Source organism: Aeromonas sp. R3-1 (assembly GCF_040908345.1).
GTDB classification, from domain to species: domain Bacteria; phylum Pseudomonadota; class Gammaproteobacteria; order Enterobacterales; family Aeromonadaceae; genus Aeromonas; species Aeromonas veronii.
The window spans coordinates 1-18,366 of sequence record NZ_JBFODN010000128.1 but is presented as its reverse complement, the minus strand read 5'-3'; the positions used below and the strand labels follow the sequence as shown (position 1 = coordinate 18,366).

Below are 18,366 nucleotides of genomic sequence, written 5' to 3'. Positions count from 1 at the left end.
TTGAGGCCACTATAGGCAAGACGCAGTTCGCGCCGATCGATTAAGGCATGAAATGCAGATCGGCGGGAATGAATGACAATCAGAGCCGCATCAGCTGACGGAACGCCTTGATGTTGCTGCGACTGACCGGCACCTCGAACGGCAGATCATGGAGTCGGATGAGATAGGTGCTGTTGAACCAGGGGACGATTTCGCGGATCTTGTTGATGTTGACGCAGTAGGAGCGGTGGCAGCGGAAGAACCCCTCGGCAGGCAGCCGGCTGACAAACTCGCTGATGGTCATGGTCATCACGTAGCGATCGTCGCGGGTGTAGACATAGGTGAGCTTCTCGTCGGCCTCGGCGTAGTAGATCTGCTCGCAGGGGGTGACGATGATGCGCTCCCCCTTCACCAGATTGACGGTGCGATTGTGCGCTGCCCCCGGCTCGCTCCCCTGCCCCGCCTGCGACTTGCCCGCCTGCTCCAGCTTTTGCAGCAGGCTGATGAGGCGCGGCTCGTTGTAGGGTTTGAGGATGTAGTCGAACGCCTCCAGCTCGAACGCCTCCACCGCAAACTCCTTGTAGGCGGTAACGAAGACAATGTGGGGCGGGTGACTCGACTTGTGCAGGTTCTTGGCCAGCAGCAGGCCATCGATGGAGGGGATCTGGATATCCAGAAACACCACATCCACCTCGTGATCCTGCAGGTATTTGAACGCCTCCAGCCCATCCTCGAAGCTCGCCACTATCTCGATCTGGCTGTGCTGATTCACCAGATAGATCAACTCCTCGCGAGCCAGATACTCATCTTCGACAATAATGGCTTTCAGCATGACAACACCTCTCGCGGCACACACTTATCCTCAACCATGATGGCACTCAGCATGGCATCGACTCCTGATCCGGCAGATAGAAACTCACTTCGGTACCCGGCTCCAGCCGCTTGAGGTGCAGGCCGTCGCCATAGAGCAGCTTGACCCGCTGATGCACGTTCATCAGGCCGATGCTGCGGCTCTCCACCCGCCCGGCGGCTACCCCGTCGATCACCGCCTGACTGATGCCGTAACCTGTGTCTCGTACCGAGACCCGGATGCCGCCCGCCAGCTGCTTCACCTCGATGGTGACCCGACCCGGCGCGCTACGGGGCTGGATGCCGTGCAGGATGGCGTTTTCCACCAGCGGCTGCAACAGCAGGCTCGGTACCTGAATGTGCACATCGTCCACCTCGAATACCACCTCCAGCTTGTCGCCAAAGCGGGCCTGCTCGATGGCCACGTAGTCGCGCACCTGCTGCAGCTCCTCCTGAATGTCGATCAGTTCATCCCCCTTGTTGAGGTTGTAGCGCAGGTAGTCCGCCAGATTGGCAATGAGCTGGCGCGCCTGCTGGGGCCGGATGCGGATCAGCGACGAGATGGCGTTAAGGGCATTGAACAGGAAGTGCGGGTTGATCTTGCTCTGCAGCGCGGTGAACTCCGCCTTGCGAGTCATCTCCTTGAGCTGCTCGATGCGCGACACCTCCATCTGGGTGGAGATGAGCTGGGAGAGGCCCACCGCCATCTCCCGCAGGGAGCTGGTGATGCTGTGGGTGCGGCGGTAGTAGATCTTGAGGGTGCCGTTCACCGAGCCGTTTTCCCGCAGCGGAATAATGATGACCGAGTGGAAATCGGAGAGGTGATACTGGCGCAGATCGTTGTTGATGATGATCTGGTCGAGCAGCACCGCCTGCTGGGTCATGCCGCTGATGGCGTGGTGCTCGTCCAGCTCGTAATAGTCCTTGCCCACCCCGACATAGGCCAGCACGTCATGGGTATCTGTGATGGCCACCGCATCGGCGCTGATGTCGCGCCGGATCACATCGCACACCTGACTGAGGGAGTGGCGATCGATGTTCTGGAAGAAGGGCAGCGTCTTGTTGGCGATATCGAGCGCCAGCTTGGCCTGCTTGGCGGCAATCAGCTCCTTCTCGTCATCCAGATCCTGCACCAGCTTGATGATGAGGCCGATGCAGAGCGCCCCGGCGATCATCGGATAGGCGATGTGGTTAACGATCTCCACCCCGACTTCGTGGGGCTCGGTCAGCAGCCAGATCAGCAGCATGGTCAGCCCTTCGCAGAGCATCCCCGCCAGAATGCCGTAGAGCCAGAGCCGCGACTTGCGGCAGCGCAGGTGCAGCCAGGTGGCGAGCAGACCGGCGATAATACTGGCGATAAGGCAAGGGATGGAGGTGTGGCCATCCATATCGATGAGATAGCGATGCAGGCCGGAGATAACCCCGGCCGGAATGCCGACCCAGGGGCCAAACAGAATGCCGCCGGAGATGATGGCGATGATCCGCACGTTGATCAGCGCCCCCTCCACCGGAATGCCGGTGTAGGTACTGAACACCGCAAACAGGCCGAAGATGGAGGCCACCAGCACCAGCTCCGCCGGGGTGTGATCCCGCTTCTGGAACAGCCGCTGGAACGGCCGGGTGCGGGTCAGGAAAAAGAGGGTCATCAGCATCAGCGCTGCCCGCTCGAACACCGCCAACAACATCATCTGATTCTCAAGCATCTGCGCCCCCTTGCGGCAACCCGACCGATCACCCGAACCCTGACCAATAAATCGGGGCCGGATAAACCAGCCCCAACGACATCAACAGTACTGACCGGCCACCCAGCCGGAGGACCAGGCCCACTGGAAGTTGTAGCCACCGAGCCAGCCGGTCACGTCCACCACTTCGCCGATGAAGTAGAGGCCCGGCACCTTGCGCGCCTCCATGGTCTTGGAGGAGAGCTCATTGGTATCGACGCCGCCCAGGGTCACTTCGGCGGTGCGATACCCCTCGGTGCCGTTGGGCAGGATCTGCCAGTCACCCAGCAAATTGGCCACCGCTTCAAGCTCCCGCTCGTTGTATTGGCGCATCGGCTTGCTGACCAGCTGACCCAGCTCCACCAGCTTGTCGACGAAGCGCTTTGGCAGCTCGCGCCCCAGCACGGTTTTCAGCTCCTGCGCCGGGTGCGCCTGCGCCCATTCACGCAGGGCGGCCGGAATATCCAGCTCCGGCAGCAGGTTGATGTGGATCTTCTCACCCGCATGCCAGTAAGAGGAGATCTGCAGGATGACGGGGCCGGAGAGGCCGCGGTGGGTGAACAGCATAGCCTCCTTGAAGCGAGTGCCATCCTCGGCGGTCACCGCTACCGGCAGGCTGATGCCCGCCAGATCGGCAAAGGCCTCTTTCTCGGCCTGATGGAGGGTAAAGGGCACCAGACCTGCGCGGGTCGGCAGCACCTTGAGGCCGAACTGCTCCGCCAGTTTGAAGCCATACGGGGTAGCGCCCAGCTTGGGCATGGAGAGACCGCCGGTCGCCACCACCAGCGAGTGACAGCCGATCTCACCCTTGCTGGTGGTCAGCAGGAAGCCCTCCTCCTGTTTGCTGACGGTGAGGATTTCGGTCTGGAACTGCAGGGTCACCCCGGCCCAGTCGCACTCAGTGAGCAGCACATCGACGATATCCTTGGCACTCTCGAGACAGAACAGCTGCCCCAAAGTGCGCTCGTGATAGTTGACCCCGTGGCGGTCCACCAGATCGATAAAGTCCTGCTGGGTGTAGCGGGCCAGCGCCGACTTGCTGAAGTGGGGATTCTCCGACAGGTAGGCGTGAGCACCCGCCTGATGGTTGGTGAAGTTGCAGCGGCCACCGCCACTGATGAGGATCTTGCGGCCCGGCTTCTTGGCGTTGTCGAGCACCAGCACGGAGCGGCCACGGTAGCCCGCCTGCGCCGCACACATCAATCCGGCCGCACCGGCCCCGATCACCACCACATCGACCTGCTTCATCATCACTCACTTATCAAAATAGAAACGGCACCTGGCCAGAACCGAGATCGCCTTTGGCGGAACACAACCATAGTGGCTGCCCACCAGAATAAACAACGGCCCTTAAAAGGGCCGTTATTGTACTGGCTGAACACTAAGTGTCCACGACTATCAGGCGTTGCTGTCCATGATGCTGGCAGGGGCGCCTTTGGCCAGTTCGGCCAGCTCCTTGTCGATGAAGTAGAGGCCCTTGCCATCTTCACCCACCAGACCCAGACGGTCGACGATGCTCTTGAACAGCTTCTCCTCTTCATGCTGCTCGGCCACATACCACTGCAGGAAATTGAAGGTGGAGTAGTCCTGGGTAGTGAAGGCTACGTGAGCCAGACCATTGATGCACTTGGTGATGTGATACTCGTGCTCCAGGGTGGTACGGAACACGTCGCCCAGCGACTTGAACTCGTGGGGAGGGGCATCGATGGCACCCAGTTTTGGCATGGCACCGGTCTCGCTCACGTAGGTGAACAGACGCTCCATGTGCTGGCGCTCCTCGACTGCGTGCTGGCGCAGGAAGGTCGCCGCCCCTTCAAAGCCCTTGTCTTCGCACCAGGCGCTCATCTGCAGATAGAGATTGGAGGAGTAGAACTCCAGGTTAATCTGCTCGTTCAACTTCTCGATCATGGCTTGGGCCAGCATCTTGTTTCTCCTCAGTGATTTGGTATCGATTGTCGCCACACTCCCGCCGCGAATCAACCCGCCAACGAGAGGGAGATCCCGTTTCTTTCAGCTCAGGGGGTCAGCTCCCTAAGGGAGGCGACATCCACTGGCGCAGCATAATCGACGCCCGGCAGCTCGAAGCCGTTGAGCTGCATGAAATCCTGCCGCAGCCCGGCAAAGTCTCCCAGCCCGTGGAAATTGTCCGGCGTCACCTTGGGCCAGAGCGCCGAAACGGCGGCCTGAATGGCCGGGTCGAGCTCGTGGTCATCCATCCGGATCAGCCGGTTACCATCGGCCACCACCCCATTGGGCCCGTACATCTTGGCGGCAAACAGTCGCTGCATCTGCTCGATGCAGCCCTCATGGACGCCGCGCGCCTTCATCACCCCCATCAGCAAGCCGAGATAAACCGGCAGCACCGGAATATAGGCGCTCGCCTTGGTCACCAGCGCCTTGCAGACCGATACCCAGGCGTGGCCACCAATCTCGGCCAGTTGCAGGTTGATGGTCTCGGCGGTGGCGTGCAGATGCTCCTTGGCATAACCGATGGTGCCATCGCGATAGAGGGGATAGGTGGATTCGGGGCCGATATAGGAGTAGGCCACGGTTTGCGCACCGGGGGCCAGACAACCGGCCTGCTGCAACGTCTGCATCCAGAGCTGCCAATCCTCGCCCCCCATCACGGTGACGGTATCGCGGATCTCCTCCGGCGTGGCAGGCGCCAGCGACTGCTGCACCAGAGTATCGCGCTCCAGATCCAACCCCCAGCCGCTGAATGGCTGGCCGGTGGTCTTGAGCACCGAACGCACCTGCGTGCCGTCGGGCAGCACCCGGATGCCGCTCGCCATCGAATAGATCACCAGATCCACCTGCCCCAGCTGCTGACGGATGGTGTCGATGGCCTGCTGACGCATGCCGTCGGAGAAGGCATCACCAATCAGGTTGATGGCGATACGCCCCTCCTGCTCCGCCTCCTTGCGAAACCAGATGTTGTTGTACCAGCCGGCACTGCCCAGCCCCTTGTCAGAGGGGCCACGCTCGAAGGAGATACCAATGGTGTCGGCACCGGCACCAAAGGCGAGTGCAATGCGCGACGCCAGTCCAAACCCGGAGGAGGCACCCAGCACCAGCACCCGCTTGGGGCCGTTGAACGGACCAGCAGCCTTTATCCGTTCGATCTGCTGCTGCACGGCGGCGCGACAGCCGATAGGGTGACAGTTGCGGGCAACACAACCTTGAATCTGGGGATGAATGATCATGGGAAGGCCTCCAAAGAAACTGGCTACAGCATAACCAAATCGAAGGAGATTAACTTGATGCCGGATCGCTATCAGTCAGAAAAGCAGCGGGAGATGAGGCAGAAAAACAAAAGGGAGCACGTGGCTCCCCAAAGCGGTATTCAGATGCTTTTTGTTGTTTTGTGTTCATTGCGAAGCACGGGCCCATCCTATGCCTCTCCCCCCAGATCGGCAAGCCGAGGGGTGTGACCGGCGTCAAACTCTTGTTTAATTTATAGGCAAATAGTGGTTAATAACTGAGTGGCTGACCCTGTGTCACACGTCATTAAACTCATTTAAATCCCAAAACTGTGCCTGAGGCACCATTTTAGTTTCAGCAGAGATTGGTATAGTGGGCTGAAGGATCGGTAAGGAGAACCCCCATGAGTGGAACAACCTATTACAAGCATATTCTGGCCGCGATCGACCTCTCTGAAGACAACCGCAAGGTGATCGACAAGGCGGTGGACAGAGCCCGTTCCAACGGCGCCAAGCTGTCGGTTATCCATGTCGATGTGGACCTCAAGGATCTCTACACCGAGATGATCGATATCGACATCGACAACGTGCAGGATCAGGTGATCGCCGAAGCGAAAGAGAAGCTGGAGGCATTTCTGGCCTCGGTGGACTATCCCATCGAGAAGAAGCTGGTGATATGCGGCGATCTGAGCGAGCGGGTCAATCAGGCGGTCAAGGAGTACGAGATCGACCTGCTGGTGTGCGGCCATCGCCAGAGCTTCTGGAGCCTGCTCACCTCCAGCGCCCGTCAGCTGATGAATACGGTACCCTGCGATCTGCTGGTCGTCCCCTTGCAGAAGTAATGAAACCGGCGTAGTTTGATTTGCTATGAACATGACCGCATTCAATCACAACTACTGGTGGTGCTGCTCCTAAACAGGCGGCACCGCGTTTCTATTCAAGATTTCCCAAAGAAAACACCGTGACCGCCGAGAGGCGGTCAACTGTTTTTATCCCTTTGTCGCCTCCCGGCTCACCCAACTGGAGAGAGTGACATGCACAACCCTGTAATCCTGACTGGCGATCGTCCCACCGGCAAACTGCACATCGGCCACTATGTCGGTTCCCTGCGCCAGCGCGTCGAAGCTCAACACCACTACCGTCAATTCGTGATGATCGCCGATTTGCAGGCGCTGACCGACAACGGCCACAACCCGGCCAAGGTGACCGACAACGTGCTGGAGGTGATGGCTGACTATCTGGCGGTCGGTCTCGACCCGGCCAAGACCACCTTCTGCCTGCAGAGCGCCCTGCCCGCTCTCGCCGAGCTCACCTGCTACTACCTCAATCTGGTCAGCGTCGCCCGGCTTGAGCGCAACCCCACCGTCAAGGCGGAGATCCAGCAAAAAGGGTTTGAACGCACGCTGCCGGCCGGTTTTCTGGTCTATCCGGTCAGTCAGGCCGCCGACATCACCGCCTTTCGCGCCAGCCATGTGCCGGTCGGGGAGGATCAGCTGCCGATGCTGGAGCAGACCAACGAGATCGTCCGCCGCTTCAATTCTCTGGTAGGCAAAGAGGTGCTGACCGAGTGCCAGCCGATCCTGAGCGACACCGGCCGCCTGCCCGGCATCGACGGCAAGGCCAAGATGTCCAAGTCTCTCGGCAACACCATAGAGCTCGGCATGTCGGCGGAAGAGGTCAAACAGGCGGTGTTCGCCATGTATACCGACCCCAACCACCTCAAGGTGAGCGATCCCGGTCAGGTGGAGGGAAATACGGTGTTCGCCTATCTCGATGCCTTCCATCCGGACAAGGCGCTGGTCGCCGAGATGAAGGCCCACTACCGGCGCGGCGGGCTGGGGGACATGCGCTGCAAACAGGTGCTCAATGACTGCCTGCAGACCCTGCTCGCCCCGATGCGGGAGCGCCGTGCCGCGGCCATTGCCGACAAGAAGATGCTGCTGGAGCTGCTCTATCAGGGCACCGAGCAGGCCCGCATCATCACCGATGAGGTATTGGCGGAGGTGAAAGGCGCCATGGGGCTCGACTACTTCGCCAGCATCCGCTGAGCGGGGGTCCCGAGTGCATCGTCGCCGTAGAGGTCGAACACCAGCTGGTGCAGCAGGCTCTTGAACCAGCCGATCGCCTCGTCATGGGCGGTGAGCGGGTGCCCCGCCATCAGGTAGACGATGGGGATGGCGGGGTCTAGCTGGTGCATCCGCAGCGGGTAGTAGCGGCAGAAGTGGCGCCCGATCATCTCGGGCACCACCACCAGATAGCGGCCGGTCGCCATCAGCGGCGGCACCGCCATAAAGCTCGGCAACCGCACGCCCAGCTCCCGCTCCACCCCGAAACGGGCCAGCCAGAGCTCCACCATCGCCTGACTGTGACCCCAGCTGGAGGTGTGGATGTGGGGACGGCTCACCAGCTCGACTGGGGTCAGCACATCGGGCAACTCGCTGCCAAGCGGCGACAGGCAGACCAGCGGGTTGTTGAACCACTCCTCCCGCCACAAGCGAGGTGAGAGGTGATTCGCTCCGGCGAAGCCGATCACCAGATCCAGCTCCCCCTTCTCCAGCTCCCGCTCGTAGTCGCTGTCCGCCAGCTCGCACACCTCAAGCCGACAGTGAGGGGCCTGCCGATGGAGCCTCTCCACCAGCACCGGCACCAGTCCGTGCTCCACCGAGCCCGGGGTGGCGATACGGAAAATCCGCCGTGCGGTAGCGGGATCAAACCCCTTGGCCTGCCGCAATCCCTGCTCCAGCATCGCCAGCGCCTGCCGTACCGGCCCGGCCAGCGCCTTGGCCCGCTCGGTCGGCATCATCTCGCGCCGACTCATCACGAACAGCGGATCATCCAGCGCCACTCGCAGCCGCCCCAAGGCGTGACTGACAGTGGATTGGGACAAATGCAGTCGTTCGGCGGCACGAGTGACATTGCGCTCCTGCATCAGCATGTCGAATACGGCGAGCAGGTTGAGGTCGAGACGGGCGAGCGAGCTATCCATCGATATTAGCCATAGTTAAATGCCAACAATTCATTTTTACCATAGTAACAGATTGCCTAGAATGCGCTGGCTTAATACATCGGAGATTCAAATGCGTAGCTATCTGTTATTGCTGGCCATTGGCCTGCTGTGGGGTTCCCAATTCATTTTCATGCACCAGGCCGTTGCCGAGTTGCCCCCCATTCTGGTGGCTGCCGGTCGTGCCCTGTGCGGCAGCCTGACCCTGGGTTTGCTCTGCCTGTTCATGCGGCTCAAGAGTGAGCACACCCCGTGGCGCACCTATATGCTGATCGCCCTGCTGGATGCCACCATCCCCTTCATCATGGTCGCCTGGGGCCAACAGTATGTGGATAGCGCCATCGCCGCCGTGGTCATGGGTTGTATCCCGTTTGTGACTATTCTGGCTGCACCGCTGTTTATTTCTGGTGAAAGAATCACCAAAACCGGTCTGCTTTCCGTGATCATCGGCTTTGCCGGTGTGCTCACCCTGTTCTGGCCGAAACTCTCCCAGGGCATGAACGCCGGCCTGCTCGGTGCCATGGCCATCCTGCTGGGTGCCAGCTGCTTCGCCATCGGCCTGCTGATGATCAAGCGCTTTGCCAAGGACCATCCGGTCGTGGTCGCCCGCAATATCCTGATCTCCTCGGCAATCCAGTTGCTGCTGGTCGCCCCCTTCATGGTTGATCTCGGCAGCCTGACCCTGCCGAGCACCCAGGCCCTGAGCGCAATTACCGTGCTGGGTACCCTCTGTACCGGTCTGGTCTACTTCCTCTACATGGCGCTGATCCAGAAGGCCGGCCCGACGTTCGCCTCCTTCAGCAACTATCTGGTGCCGCTGTTCGGCGTGATGCTGGGTGCCCTGTTCCTCGGCGAGCAGATCCACCCCACCACAGGTGTTGCTCTGGCCCTGATCCTCGGCTCGGTCGCCATGAACCAGTGGGCGCAACAGCGTCGCATGCAGCGCGAGGTCTCCCTATGTCAGGCATCCTGACCACACTGTGCGGTGGTCTGGTACTGATTGCCGGCTGGCAATATCGCCAGCGGCTGGCCGGGATCCTGGGCCTGCTGATGGTACTGCTGCCCTGGTTCTTCGATAGCAAGCTGCAAGCCATGCTGAGCTATGCCCTGAATGCCTGAAGTCCATCTCTGAATGTGTGACGAGAGTCTATCTCTCCTGTTTTTGGGACTGTTTTAAAAAACCTCCGATTTGTCCCCTGCTACCGGCGCTCTGCGCCGGTTTTTTTTATGCCTGCCAGCCGGCGTCAGATCAGATAGCGATAGCTGAGTCGCTCGTTCTTGCGCGGCCCGGTGATCTGCCAGCTCAGCAGAAAACCGCCGTCGATCTCGGTCAACTCGGCGCTGTAGTGATCCGCCCCGCACAGATGGGGTTCGGCGGTCAGCCAGCGGCCATCCCCCTGCTGCAGCAGCTCGAACAGTGCGACCGGCGCTTCATAACGCAGATGGGAGAGACGGATCCCCCGTTCGCTGCGCTGCCACCAGAAGCAGTTGTGCATGGCGAGTTCCCTGCCATGAGGCGTGGTGTAGCGACCCTGCTCGTTAAACAGCCAGCCCCCCTGATGATCGGTCACCTGCACACGCCCCTCGCCCCGACCATTCCAGTCGGTCGCCGACCCCTCGCCATTGCTGGCGGTAAAGGAAAATGCTCCGACCTGTGGCAATCGCGCCCATAAACGCTGGATTGCCGCTTCCATCTCGGCCATCATAGCCCCCTTAAAATTGACAACTGATGATAAATCAAACACATGAACTACTTGATAGGGGTCACCCTGCTCTGGTCATTCTCCTTCAGCCTTATCGGGGTCTACCTCGCTGGCCAGGTGGATGCCTACTTCTCGGTGCTGACCCGCATCGCCCTCGCCAGTCTGGTGTTTCTCCCCTTCCTGCGCCGCCGCTGGCTGCGCCCCGATCTGGCGGCCAAGCTGATGGCCCTCGGCGCCATCCAGCTCGGCATCATGTATCTCTTCTACTACCACTCCTTCCTGCTGCTGACGGTGCCGGAAGTGCTGGTCTTTACCATCTTCACCCCCATCTACGTCACCCTGCTCCACGATCTGCTGGAGGGGCGCTTCAAGCCCACCTATCTGTGGGGCGCCCTGCTGGCGGTGCTCGGGGCTGCCGTCATCCGCTTCGACGGCCTGACCGAAAGCTATGTGCTGGGATTTATGGTGGTGCAGGGGGCCAACCTCTGTTTCGCCCTGGGTCAGGTGGGCTACAAGGTACTGCTGGCACGGGAGGTGGAGCAACCGCCGCAACTGGCGGTGTTCGGCTGCTTCTATCTGGGGGCGCTGGTGATCGCACTGCCCGCCTGGTGGCTACTGGGCAAGCCGCAATATCCGACGTCAGGGTTGCAGTGGGGTATTCTGCTCTGGCTGGGGGTGGGTGCCTCCGGCCTCGGCTACTTCCTCTGGAACAAGGGGGCGACGCTGGTCACCAGCGGGGTGCTGGCCATCATGAACAATGCGCTCATTCCGGCCGGCTTGCTGGTCAATCTGCTGCTCTGGGGCAAGGATACTGATCTGACCCGACTGACCATCGGCGGCCTGCTGATGCTGGCCTCGCTCTGGGTCTGCCAGCGTGACAAAAGCGGCCAACCCTGACCTCACTCAGCCGACGACGGTGTTGTGCTCCCGTCTGGCCTGACTGTGACAGCTGGCCAGCCGGGCCAGCAGATGATCGAGCTGCTCGCCAGCCTGACTCTGCACCAGCCCGATGCTGACGGTGACCGGCCGCTGTGACAGCAGGCTGGCATCGGCAATCTCGAGGCGCAGCCGCTCGGCGATCTCCAGCGCACTCATCCGCTCGGTCTGGGAGAGCATCAGGATAAAACCGTCCTCATCCCAGCGGGCGAAGGGATCTTCCCGCCGCAGTTCGTGACGTACGATACGCGCCAGCTTGGCCAGCATGGCGTCGCAAGCAGCTTCGCCAAACAATTGCTGGATTTTGGCCATATGATCGACCGAAAACTGCAGCAGACTGAAAGTGCCACTCTCGGTCGCCAGCCGATCCTCCAGCAGTTGCTCGAAGCGGCCACGGCTCTCCAAACCGGTCAGCGGATCGGTGCCATGTCGCTCCTCCACCAGCACGGCTGCGGGATCGAGGTGACGGACAACCCCCAGCAGATAGCCCCGCTCATCGCGACGCATCCGCTCTTCCAGCCGGATGTAGTGACCGTGATGATGCAGAATGCGGTATTCGAGGCGCAGACCGCTGCTGCGGCCGCTCTGGCAGGCGAGCAGGGCATCTTCCAGCCGGGCAACATCGTCGGGATGAACCCGATCCAGCCAGCCGAGATCATCCGGCCAACACTCTCCCAATCCCAACAGGCGCAGGCAGGAGGGATCACGCTGCAGTCCATGTTGGGCTGACCAGCTCCAGATCCCCGCCTCCAGCAGCGCCATGGCATCAGACAGCAGACCCGGATCAAGCCGGACAGTCACATCGACCAAAGGTGTCTTGAGCATTTCCATGGGGCGCCTCGAAACAGGATCTGAATACCTGCTCAATAAGTAACATTGGCGTTCACGCCGAGCAACAGGGTCAGAGTGCTTTTCCCTGATACCCGTTCATCAAGGTCTGCCAGTTCTCCGGTACGAAGTGGAAACTGGTATGCAGTTGAGACTCTTTATTGAATGAACGGAGCAAGCGTTCCAGATTGGCCTTCTGCCACTCGCCGGGGGAGCGGATCGCCCCCTTGTCAAAATCGATCACCCACACCTTGCCCTCTTTATCGAGCAGCAGGTTGTGGCTGTTGAGATCGGCGTGATAGACCCCGGCATCGTGCAGCTGGCGCACCGTCTGGCCTATCTTGTGCCACACCTCGGTCGCCACCGGCCCCTGCTTGAGCAGCGCCACCATATCCTTGGCACCGCGAATTCGCTCAATCAGGATATCGGCACGATAGAATGGGCCCTGTTTGACCATGCGGGCACCAAACGGACGCGGCACCGGCAACCCCAGCTCACACAGCTTGGCCAGCAGGGTGTATTCGGCCATGGCACGGCTCGACTCGACCCCTTCGAACCAGAAGCGATCCCGCACCACCTTGCCCACCATGCCGCCGCGATAGTAGTGGCGCAGCACCAGATGGCGGGACTCATCCTTGACGAACCAGGTCACTCCCCGTCCGATGGAGGTCCCTACCACCTGACGGTTGTTCTGCCACCAGGCAGGATCGAATAACTGGGGAGAAGGGTCGCGAAAGGCCCCTTCGGCATACCAGCAGATCTGGTTGTGTTCGGTCTGTACTCGCATCGTGGAGATCCCGCTCGGTGGGTCATGGATCGCAATTTTTCAATTGGCGATGAGGCTGCCGCTCTGGCATGCCCGCAATAGTGGCCTTTAATCAACGACGTGCAGAGACAGGTCATGGCGCTGGGCCCGGCCTATCCTGGCTGACGATTGTGCGCAATTTTACAATCCAGAGGGGAGTTTGCATAATGCCATCCACCCTTTTTGCCAGCCGTGCGCCACAACATGCCGCTATTTCAAACGCCCCCCTCCTCCATCTGCATCCTGCGGCTCTCCGCCATCGGGGATTGCTGCCACGCACTGGCACTGGTGCGCGTCATCCAGCGGGAGTGGCCACAGACCCGTATCACCTGGATCACCGGCAAAATCGAGGCAACCCTGTTTGCCGATCTGCCCGGCGTCGAGTTGATTCCCTTCGACAAGAGCAAGGGATGGCGCGGCTATCGCGATCTCTGGCAGACCCTCAAGGGACGCAAATTCGATGCCCTGCTCCACCTGCAGGCAGCGATGCGAGCCAGCATCGCCACCCTCGGCATCAGCGCCAAGGTCAAACTCGGGTTTGATCGGGAACGGGCCAACGACGGCCAGTGGCTGTTCACCAACCACAAGGTGCCTTCGCCTGCCTCCCCCCATGTGCTGGACGGTTTCCTCGCTTTCGCCAAAGAGCTCGGCATCCAGGATCTGACCCCGGATTGGCAGCTGCCCATCAGCGCCGAACATCAGGCGTGGGCAAGGGAGAAGATTGGCGGCAAACCGACCCTGCTGATCTGCGCCGCCGCCAGCAAGGCCTTCAAGAACTGGACGGCCGCAGGCTATGCCGCGCTGGCGGATCACGCCGCCAGCAAGGGCTTTCAGGTCTATCTCTGTGGCGGGCCGGCCAAACTGGAGCGGGATCTGGCTGCCGACATCCAGCGCTTAAGCCAGAGCAAGCCGGTCGATCTGGTGGGGCAGACCAACCTCAAGCAGCTGCTGGCGCTGATTGGCGAGGCGAGGCTGGTACTGGCCCCCGATACCGGCCCCACCCATATGGCCACCATAGTGGGCACGCCGGTGATCGGTCTCTATGCCCACCACAATCCGGCCCGCACCGGCCCATATCTCTGCCGCGACTACGTGGTCAGCGTCTATCAGGAGCTGGTCGAGCAGGAGACCGGCAAGCCGCTGGCCGAATTGAGCTGGCGCACCCGCCTCAAGGATCCGGAGGCCATGCGAAAAATCACCAGCGAGCAGGTGATCGCCGCCTTCGATCGGCTCTGTGCCGATCGTCAGCTGCCGTAGTGACAGGGCACCTCGGGAATTCCGAGCCATCAGGCAGGGATAACCTGATAGCCTCTGCCCTCAGCCAAAGGCACAATGCAGGCTGATGTGGGTTACGCTTCCGCAGCAAGCTACGAATACTTTGATCGGCTGGAATATGATTCCGGCCGTTTTTTTATTCGCCGCATTCTGGTAAAATTCGCCGCCTTTACATCCTTCTGACTCAAGAATTTTCCGCGTTTTGCGTTTGGCTGTCTCCCTTTCGGGCACAAGACGGCAGTCTCTGCTACAACCAAAACAGCGGTTTCGATTAAAGGTAATAATATGGCGCAACAAGGCACTCTCTATATCATCTCTTCTCCGAGCGGCGCTGGTAAATCCAGTCTGCTCAATGCCTTGCTGACCCAACATAACGCTGCGGGCAAGATGCAGCTGTCGGTTTCCCACACCACGCGCGCCACCCGCCCGGGCGAAGAGCACGGCGTACACTACCACTTCGTTCAGGTGGAAGAGTTCAAGGCGCTGATCGAGCGTGGTGATTTTCTGGAGTGGGCCGAAGTGTTCGGCAACTACTACGGCACCTCCCGCGCCGCCATCGAAGCCAGTCTGGCCAAGGGGATCGACGTATTCCTCGACATCGACTGGCAAGGTGCCCGCCAGATCCGCGAGCAGATGCCGACCAAATCCATTTTCATCCTGCCCCCCAGCCGCGAAGAGCTGGAGCGCCGCCTGATTGGGCGCGGTCAGGACAGCGCCGAAGTGATTGCCGGCCGAATGGCGAAAGCCATTGCCGAAATGGTGCACTACGACGAGTATGACTATGTCATTATCAACGAAGACTTCGAGCAGGCGCTGTTCCAGCTCAGGTCCATTATTGAGTGCCAACGGCTGGAGATGCGTCACCAGCAACAGGCTCAAAAAAACTTGCTGCAACAGCTACTGGCAGAGTAAGCCAAAAACAAGTAAACTTTTGCGTCATTTTTAAACACTGCTTTTCTAAATACAGAAAGCCCAAACACTGGAGTCCTGCATGGCACGCGTTACTGTAGAAGATGCTGTAAAACAGGTAGGTAACCGTTTTGACCTGGTGCTGGTCGCCGCGCGCCGCGCTCGTCAAATCGCGGTACAAGGCAAAGATCCCCTGGTCGACGAAGAGAACGACAAGCCGACTGTGATCGCCCTGCGTGAGATCGAGCTGGGTCTGGTGAACAATCAAGTGATGGACACCCAGGACCGCTACGAACAGCAAGAGCAGGAAGCCGCCGAGCTGGCTGCCGTTGCTGCCATCGCCGAAGGCCGCGGTTAAGTTATTCCTCCGGTTGGCACCCGCCCGGGTGCCGACTGTTCATCCCCATTTACAACCGCTCGAAAACCTCGCAAACTCAGGGCTATACCCTCAATTCCACGAATTGCCGTTTCACCGCTGCGGGGACTGTCTTGTATTTATTTGAAAACCTTAAAGAAATAGCCAGTTCCTACCTGCCGCCAGAGCAGGTTGAGAAGCTCAAGCAAGCCTATGTGGTGGCCCGTGATGCCCACCAGGGTCAGATGCGTTCCAGTGGCGAACCCTATATCACCCACCCTGTTGCCGTTGCCCGGATTCTGGGTGACATGCGCCTCGATCATGAAACCCTGATGGCCGCCGTGCTGCACGACGTCATCGAAGACACCTCTGTCACCAAGGCCGATCTGGCCGAACAGTTTGGCAATGCGGTTGCAGAACTGGTGGCCGGGGTCTCCAAGCTCGACAAGCTGAAATTTCGCGATCGCAAAGAGGCGCAGGCCGAGAACTTCCGCAAGATGGTGATGGCAATGACCCAGGATATCCGGGTCATTCTGATCAAGCTGGCCGACCGCACCCACAACATGCGCACCCTGGGCTCCCTGCGCCCTGACAAACGCCGCCGCATCGCCCGGGAAACCCTCGAAATCTTCGCCCCCATCGCCAACCGCCTCGGTATTCACACCATGAAGAACGAGCTGGAAGAGCTGGGTTTCGAGGCGCTCTATCCCATGCGATCCCGCGTGTTGCGCGAATCGGTGCGCCGCGCCCGTGGCAATCGCCGCGAGATCATCGACTCCATCCAGAGCGAAATCAGCGGTCGCCTGAAAGAAGCGGGGATCGAGCATCAGGTCAGTGGCCGCGAGAAGAATCTCTTCTCCATCTACAACAAGATGGAGAAAAAAGAGCTGCAATTTCATGAGGTAATGGATATCTACGCCTTTCGTGTCAAGGTGAAGGACATAGATACTTGTTACCGGGTGCTGGGGCAGATGCACAGCCTCTACAAACCGCGCCCCGGCCGCTTCAAGGATTACATCGCCATCCCCAAGACCAACGGCTACCAGTCGCTGCACACCTCTCTGGTGGGGCCGCACGGGGTACCGGTCGAGGTGCAGATCCGCACCGAGTTCATGGACCAGATGGCCGACAAAGGGGTTGCCGCCCACTGGGCCTACAAGCAGGATGGCGACAGCTCGGGCACCACTGCCCAGATCCGCGCCCAGCGCTGGATGCAGAGCCTGCTGGAATTGCAACAGAGCGCCGGCAGCTCGTTTGAATTTATCGAAGGGGTCAAGACCGACCTGTTCCCCGACGAGATCTACGTGTTCACGCCGGAAGGACGCATCATGGAGCTGCCCGCTGGCGCCACGCCGGTGGACTTCGCCTACACGGTGCACACCGATATCGGCCATGCCTGCGTCGGTTCGCGGGTCGACCGCCACCCCTACCCGCTCAGCAGCCCGCTGCACTCGGGCCAGACGGTGGAGATCATCACGGCGCCGGGCGCTCGCCCCAACGCGGCCTGGCTCAACTTCGTGGTGACCACCAAGGCACGCTCCAAGATCCGCCAGTTCCTCAAGAACCTGCGTACCGAAGAGTCGGTGGTGCTGGGTCGCCGCCTGCTCAACCATGCTCTGGGCGCCAAGAATATCGAAGACATTCCCGAACCGCGCATCAAACAGGTGCTGGCCGATACCAAGCACGAAAATCTGCAGGGGCTGCTGGCCGATGTGGGCCTCGGCAATGCCATGAGTGTCATGGTGGCGCGCCGCATGCTGGGGGATGAACTGCCGCCGGAAGAGCAGCCCAAAACCAGCAGCAAGAAGATGCCGATCAAGGGTGCCGACGGCATGCTGGTCACCTTCGCCAACTGCTGCCGTCCGATCCCGGGGGATGCCATTATCGCCCACATCAGCCCGGGCAAGGGTCTGGTGATTCACCAGGAAGCCTGCCGCAACATCAAGGGCTACAGCAAGGAGCCGGACAAGTACCTGCCGGTGCAGTGGGAAGTGGACAAGGAGCAGGAGCAGGAGTTCCGCACCGGTATCAGCATCGAGATCGTCAACCATCAGGGAGCGCTGGCCGAGCTGGCCAACGTGATTGCCGCCACCGGCGCCAATATTCACGCCATCAGCACCGAAGAGAAGGATGGCCGGGTCTATCAGGTCAGCCTGCTCATCACCACCAAGAGCCGCATCCACCTGGCCAACATCATGCGCAAGATCCGCGTGATGCCCAACGTGCTCAAGGTGAGCCGACAGAAGAACTGAACACAGGCGGCGCAAGCCGCCTGCTGCTTTTATTGAGACAAGCCATGACCCCCGAACGCTTCAAGCGCATCACCGACATGCTGGCCCAGCGTCAGCTCGATTTGACCGTCTGTATGGAAGAGGTACACAAACCTCACAATCTGGCCGCCATCGTGCGTACCGCCGATGCCATCGGCATCCACCGGGTACACGCCGTCTGGCCCAAAACCTGGATCCACAAGCGCAAGGGCACCGCCCGCGGCAGCCAGAACTGGGTGGATGTAAAACTGCACCCGGATATCGGCACAGCCGTTGCCGAGCTTAAAGCCTCCGGCATGCAGATCCTGGCGACTCACCTCTCCGACAGCTCCGTCGATTTTCGCGCCATCGACTACACCAAACCAACCGCCATTCTGGTGGGCCAGGAGAAGCACGGCATCGGTGAAGAGGCGCTGGCGCTGGCCGATCACCATATCGTCATCCCCATGGTGGGCATGGTGCAGTCCCTCAACGTCTCGGTGGCTGCCGCCGCCATCCTCTACGAGGCGCAGCGCCAGCGCGAGCTGGCCGG

19 protein-coding genes are annotated in these 18,366 nt (G+C 60.3%); 10 read left to right on the top strand and 9 right to left on the bottom strand.

The genetic code is table 11. The features are described 5' to 3' along the window. Window positions 1–79 precede the first annotated feature (79 nt). The 5 genes from AB5Y85_RS07795 to fabV all read right to left on the bottom strand — a co-directional run bounded on the left by AB5Y85_RS07795 (window position 80) and on the right by fabV (window position 5,752). Entirely contained in the window at window positions 80–811 is a 732-nt protein-coding gene (locus tag AB5Y85_RS07795) for a LytTR family DNA-binding domain-containing protein (RefSeq protein ID WP_042082207.1), read from the bottom strand. A gap of 46 nt (window positions 812–857) precedes the next feature. Then, on the bottom strand, window positions 858–2,531 hold the full coding sequence (locus tag AB5Y85_RS07790; RefSeq protein ID WP_368221309.1) for a LytS/YhcK type 5TM receptor domain-containing protein: 1,674 nt from the start codon (window positions 2,529–2,531) through the stop codon (window positions 858–860). 81 nt (window positions 2,532–2,612) lie between these two features. Then, complete coding sequence (locus AB5Y85_RS07785) at window positions 2,613–3,797, bottom strand: NAD(P)/FAD-dependent oxidoreductase (protein WP_236361566.1); 1,185 nt, start codon at window positions 3,795–3,797, stop codon at window positions 2,613–2,615. Window positions 3,798–3,947: 150 nt separating this feature from the next. Next, window positions 3,948–4,472: a non-heme ferritin gene (gene ftnA / locus AB5Y85_RS07780; protein ID WP_005339225.1), complete on the bottom strand. Its 525-nt coding sequence runs from the start codon at window positions 4,470–4,472 to the stop codon at window positions 3,948–3,950. A 92-nt stretch (window positions 4,473–4,564) separates the two neighbouring features. Next, the gene (fabV, locus tag AB5Y85_RS07775; protein ID WP_257687310.1) at window positions 4,565–5,752 is read right to left on the bottom strand and encodes an enoyl-ACP reductase FabV; all 1,188 of its coding nucleotides are present in this window, start codon (window positions 5,750–5,752) and stop codon (window positions 4,565–4,567) included. A 401-nt stretch (window positions 5,753–6,153) separates the two neighbouring features. Here fabV and AB5Y85_RS07770 point away from each other — a divergent pair, with 401 nt between their 5' ends. Together AB5Y85_RS07770 and trpS are read left to right on the top strand one after the other, a co-directional pair. After that, complete coding sequence (locus tag AB5Y85_RS07770; protein ID WP_005339229.1) at window positions 6,154–6,591, top strand: universal stress protein; 438 nt, start codon at window positions 6,154–6,156, stop codon at window positions 6,589–6,591. Window positions 6,592–6,783: 192 nt separating this feature from the next. Continuing rightward, a complete protein-coding gene (gene trpS, locus AB5Y85_RS07765; protein ID WP_257687311.1) occupies window positions 6,784–7,797 on the top strand; it encodes a tryptophan--tRNA ligase in 1,014 nt (337 codons plus the stop codon). On the opposite strand, the gene AB5Y85_RS07760 is transcribed toward trpS, so the two are convergent. Then, window positions 7,776–8,735 carry a LysR family transcriptional regulator gene (locus AB5Y85_RS07760; RefSeq protein WP_005357110.1) on the bottom strand — a complete coding sequence of 320 codons (960 nt, stop codon included), beginning with the start codon at window positions 8,733–8,735 and terminating at the stop codon, window positions 7,776–7,778. The two genes, trpS and AB5Y85_RS07760, sit on opposite strands and share 22 nt — an antisense overlap. A 91-nt stretch (window positions 8,736–8,826) precedes the next feature. Between AB5Y85_RS07760 and AB5Y85_RS07755 the strand changes: the two genes are divergently transcribed. After that, on the top strand, window positions 8,827–9,726 hold the full coding sequence (locus AB5Y85_RS07755) for a DMT family transporter (RefSeq protein ID WP_005357113.1): 900 nt from the start codon (window positions 8,827–8,829) through the stop codon (window positions 9,724–9,726). Further along, window positions 9,711–9,872, top strand: a complete 162-nt coding sequence (locus AB5Y85_RS07750) for a hypothetical protein (protein ID WP_005339236.1) — start codon at window positions 9,711–9,713, stop codon at window positions 9,870–9,872. The genes AB5Y85_RS07755 and AB5Y85_RS07750 overlap by 16 nt, the downstream gene beginning before the upstream one ends. 125 nt (window positions 9,873–9,997) lie before the next feature. Here AB5Y85_RS07750 and AB5Y85_RS07745 read toward each other — a convergent pair whose 3' ends face one another. Next, window positions 9,998–10,459: a TNT antitoxin family protein gene (locus AB5Y85_RS07745; RefSeq protein ID WP_257687312.1), complete on the bottom strand. Its 462-nt coding sequence runs from the start codon at window positions 10,457–10,459 to the stop codon at window positions 9,998–10,000. A 39-nt stretch (window positions 10,460–10,498) separates the two neighbouring features. Between AB5Y85_RS07745 and AB5Y85_RS07740 the strand changes: the two genes are divergently transcribed. Next, window positions 10,499–11,353, top strand: coding sequence for a carboxylate/amino acid/amine transporter (locus AB5Y85_RS07740; protein WP_101531372.1), 855 nt, complete (start codon window positions 10,499–10,501; stop codon window positions 11,351–11,353). Window positions 11,354–11,359: 6 nt separating this feature from the next. Here the strand turns inward: AB5Y85_RS07740 and AB5Y85_RS07735 are convergent, their stop codons facing one another. Both AB5Y85_RS07735 and AB5Y85_RS07730 read right to left on the bottom strand, forming a co-directional pair. Continuing rightward, window positions 11,360–12,223 carry a sensor domain-containing diguanylate cyclase gene (locus AB5Y85_RS07735; protein ID WP_257687313.1) on the bottom strand — a complete coding sequence of 288 codons (864 nt, stop codon included), beginning with the start codon at window positions 12,221–12,223 and terminating at the stop codon, window positions 11,360–11,362. A gap of 70 nt (window positions 12,224–12,293) precedes the next feature. Continuing rightward, a complete protein-coding gene (locus AB5Y85_RS07730) occupies window positions 12,294–13,007 on the bottom strand; it encodes a 3-deoxy-D-manno-octulosonic acid kinase (RefSeq protein WP_005339249.1) in 714 nt (237 codons plus the stop codon). Window positions 13,008–13,229: 222 nt separating this feature from the next. Here AB5Y85_RS07730 and AB5Y85_RS07725 point away from each other — a divergent pair, with 222 nt between their 5' ends. From AB5Y85_RS07725 to trmH, 5 genes are all read left to right on the top strand, one after another. Beyond that, entirely contained in the window at window positions 13,230–14,282 is a 1,053-nt protein-coding gene (locus tag AB5Y85_RS07725; RefSeq protein ID WP_257687314.1) for a glycosyltransferase family 9 protein, read from the top strand. 303 nt (window positions 14,283–14,585) lie between these two features. Next, window positions 14,586–15,212, top strand: a complete 627-nt coding sequence (gene gmk, locus AB5Y85_RS07720; protein WP_257687315.1) for a guanylate kinase — start codon at window positions 14,586–14,588, stop codon at window positions 15,210–15,212. Between the two features lie 79 nt (window positions 15,213–15,291). Continuing rightward, window positions 15,292–15,567: a DNA-directed RNA polymerase subunit omega gene (rpoZ, locus tag AB5Y85_RS07715; protein WP_005307060.1), complete on the top strand. Its 276-nt coding sequence runs from the start codon at window positions 15,292–15,294 to the stop codon at window positions 15,565–15,567. A gap of 131 nt (window positions 15,568–15,698) precedes the next feature. After that, a complete protein-coding gene (gene spoT, locus AB5Y85_RS07710; RefSeq protein WP_005339255.1) occupies window positions 15,699–17,816 on the top strand; it encodes a bifunctional GTP diphosphokinase/guanosine-3',5'-bis pyrophosphate 3'-pyrophosphohydrolase in 2,118 nt (705 codons plus the stop codon). A gap of 44 nt (window positions 17,817–17,860) precedes the next feature. Next, the coding region (trmH, locus tag AB5Y85_RS07705; RefSeq protein WP_368221308.1) for a tRNA (guanosine(18)-2'-O)-methyltransferase TrmH at window positions 17,861–18,366 on the top strand (506 nt) is incomplete at its 3' end.

What these genes read in the sequence shown, in the direction of transcription:
- AB5Y85_RS07790 (WP_368221309.1), bottom strand. Translation starts at nt 2,531, where the DNA reads ATGCTTGAGAATCAGATGATGTTGTTGGCGGTGTTCGAGCGGGCAGCG.
- AB5Y85_RS07755 (WP_005357113.1), top strand. Translation starts at nt 8,827, where the DNA reads ATGCGTAGCTATCTGTTATTGCTGGCCATTGGCCTGCTGTGGGGTTCC.
- rpoZ (WP_005307060.1), top strand. Translation starts at nt 15,292, where the DNA reads ATGGCACGCGTTACTGTAGAAGATGCTGTAAAACAGGTAGGTAACCGT.
- gmk (WP_257687315.1), top strand. Translation starts at nt 14,586, where the DNA reads ATGGCGCAACAAGGCACTCTCTATATCATCTCTTCTCCGAGCGGCGCT.
- AB5Y85_RS07730 (WP_005339249.1), bottom strand. Translation starts at nt 13,007, where the DNA reads ATGCGAGTACAGACCGAACACAACCAGATCTGCTGGTATGCCGAAGGG.
- AB5Y85_RS07760 (WP_005357110.1), bottom strand. Translation starts at nt 8,735, where the DNA reads ATGGATAGCTCGCTCGCCCGTCTCGACCTCAACCTGCTCGCCGTATTC.
- AB5Y85_RS07750 (WP_005339236.1), top strand. Translation starts at nt 9,711, where the DNA reads ATGTCAGGCATCCTGACCACACTGTGCGGTGGTCTGGTACTGATTGCC.
- AB5Y85_RS07740 (WP_101531372.1), top strand. Translation starts at nt 10,499, where the DNA reads ATGAACTACTTGATAGGGGTCACCCTGCTCTGGTCATTCTCCTTCAGC.
- trpS (WP_257687311.1), top strand. Translation starts at nt 6,784, where the DNA reads ATGCACAACCCTGTAATCCTGACTGGCGATCGTCCCACCGGCAAACTG.
- ftnA (WP_005339225.1), bottom strand. Translation starts at nt 4,472, where the DNA reads ATGCTGGCCCAAGCCATGATCGAGAAGTTGAACGAGCAGATTAACCTG.
- fabV (WP_257687310.1), bottom strand. Translation starts at nt 5,752, where the DNA reads ATGATCATTCATCCCCAGATTCAAGGTTGTGTTGCCCGCAACTGTCAC.
- AB5Y85_RS07785 (WP_236361566.1), bottom strand. Translation starts at nt 3,797, where the DNA reads ATGAAGCAGGTCGATGTGGTGGTGATCGGGGCCGGTGCGGCCGGATTG.
- AB5Y85_RS07735 (WP_257687313.1), bottom strand. Translation starts at nt 12,223, where the DNA reads ATGGAAATGCTCAAGACACCTTTGGTCGATGTGACTGTCCGGCTTGAT.
- AB5Y85_RS07795 (WP_042082207.1), bottom strand. Translation starts at nt 811, where the DNA reads ATGCTGAAAGCCATTATTGTCGAAGATGAGTATCTGGCTCGCGAGGAG.
- AB5Y85_RS07770 (WP_005339229.1), top strand. Translation starts at nt 6,154, where the DNA reads ATGAGTGGAACAACCTATTACAAGCATATTCTGGCCGCGATCGACCTC.
- AB5Y85_RS07725 (WP_257687314.1), top strand. Translation starts at nt 13,230, where the DNA reads ATGCCGCTATTTCAAACGCCCCCCTCCTCCATCTGCATCCTGCGGCTC.
- AB5Y85_RS07745 (WP_257687312.1), bottom strand. Translation starts at nt 10,459, where the DNA reads ATGATGGCCGAGATGGAAGCGGCAATCCAGCGTTTATGGGCGCGATTG.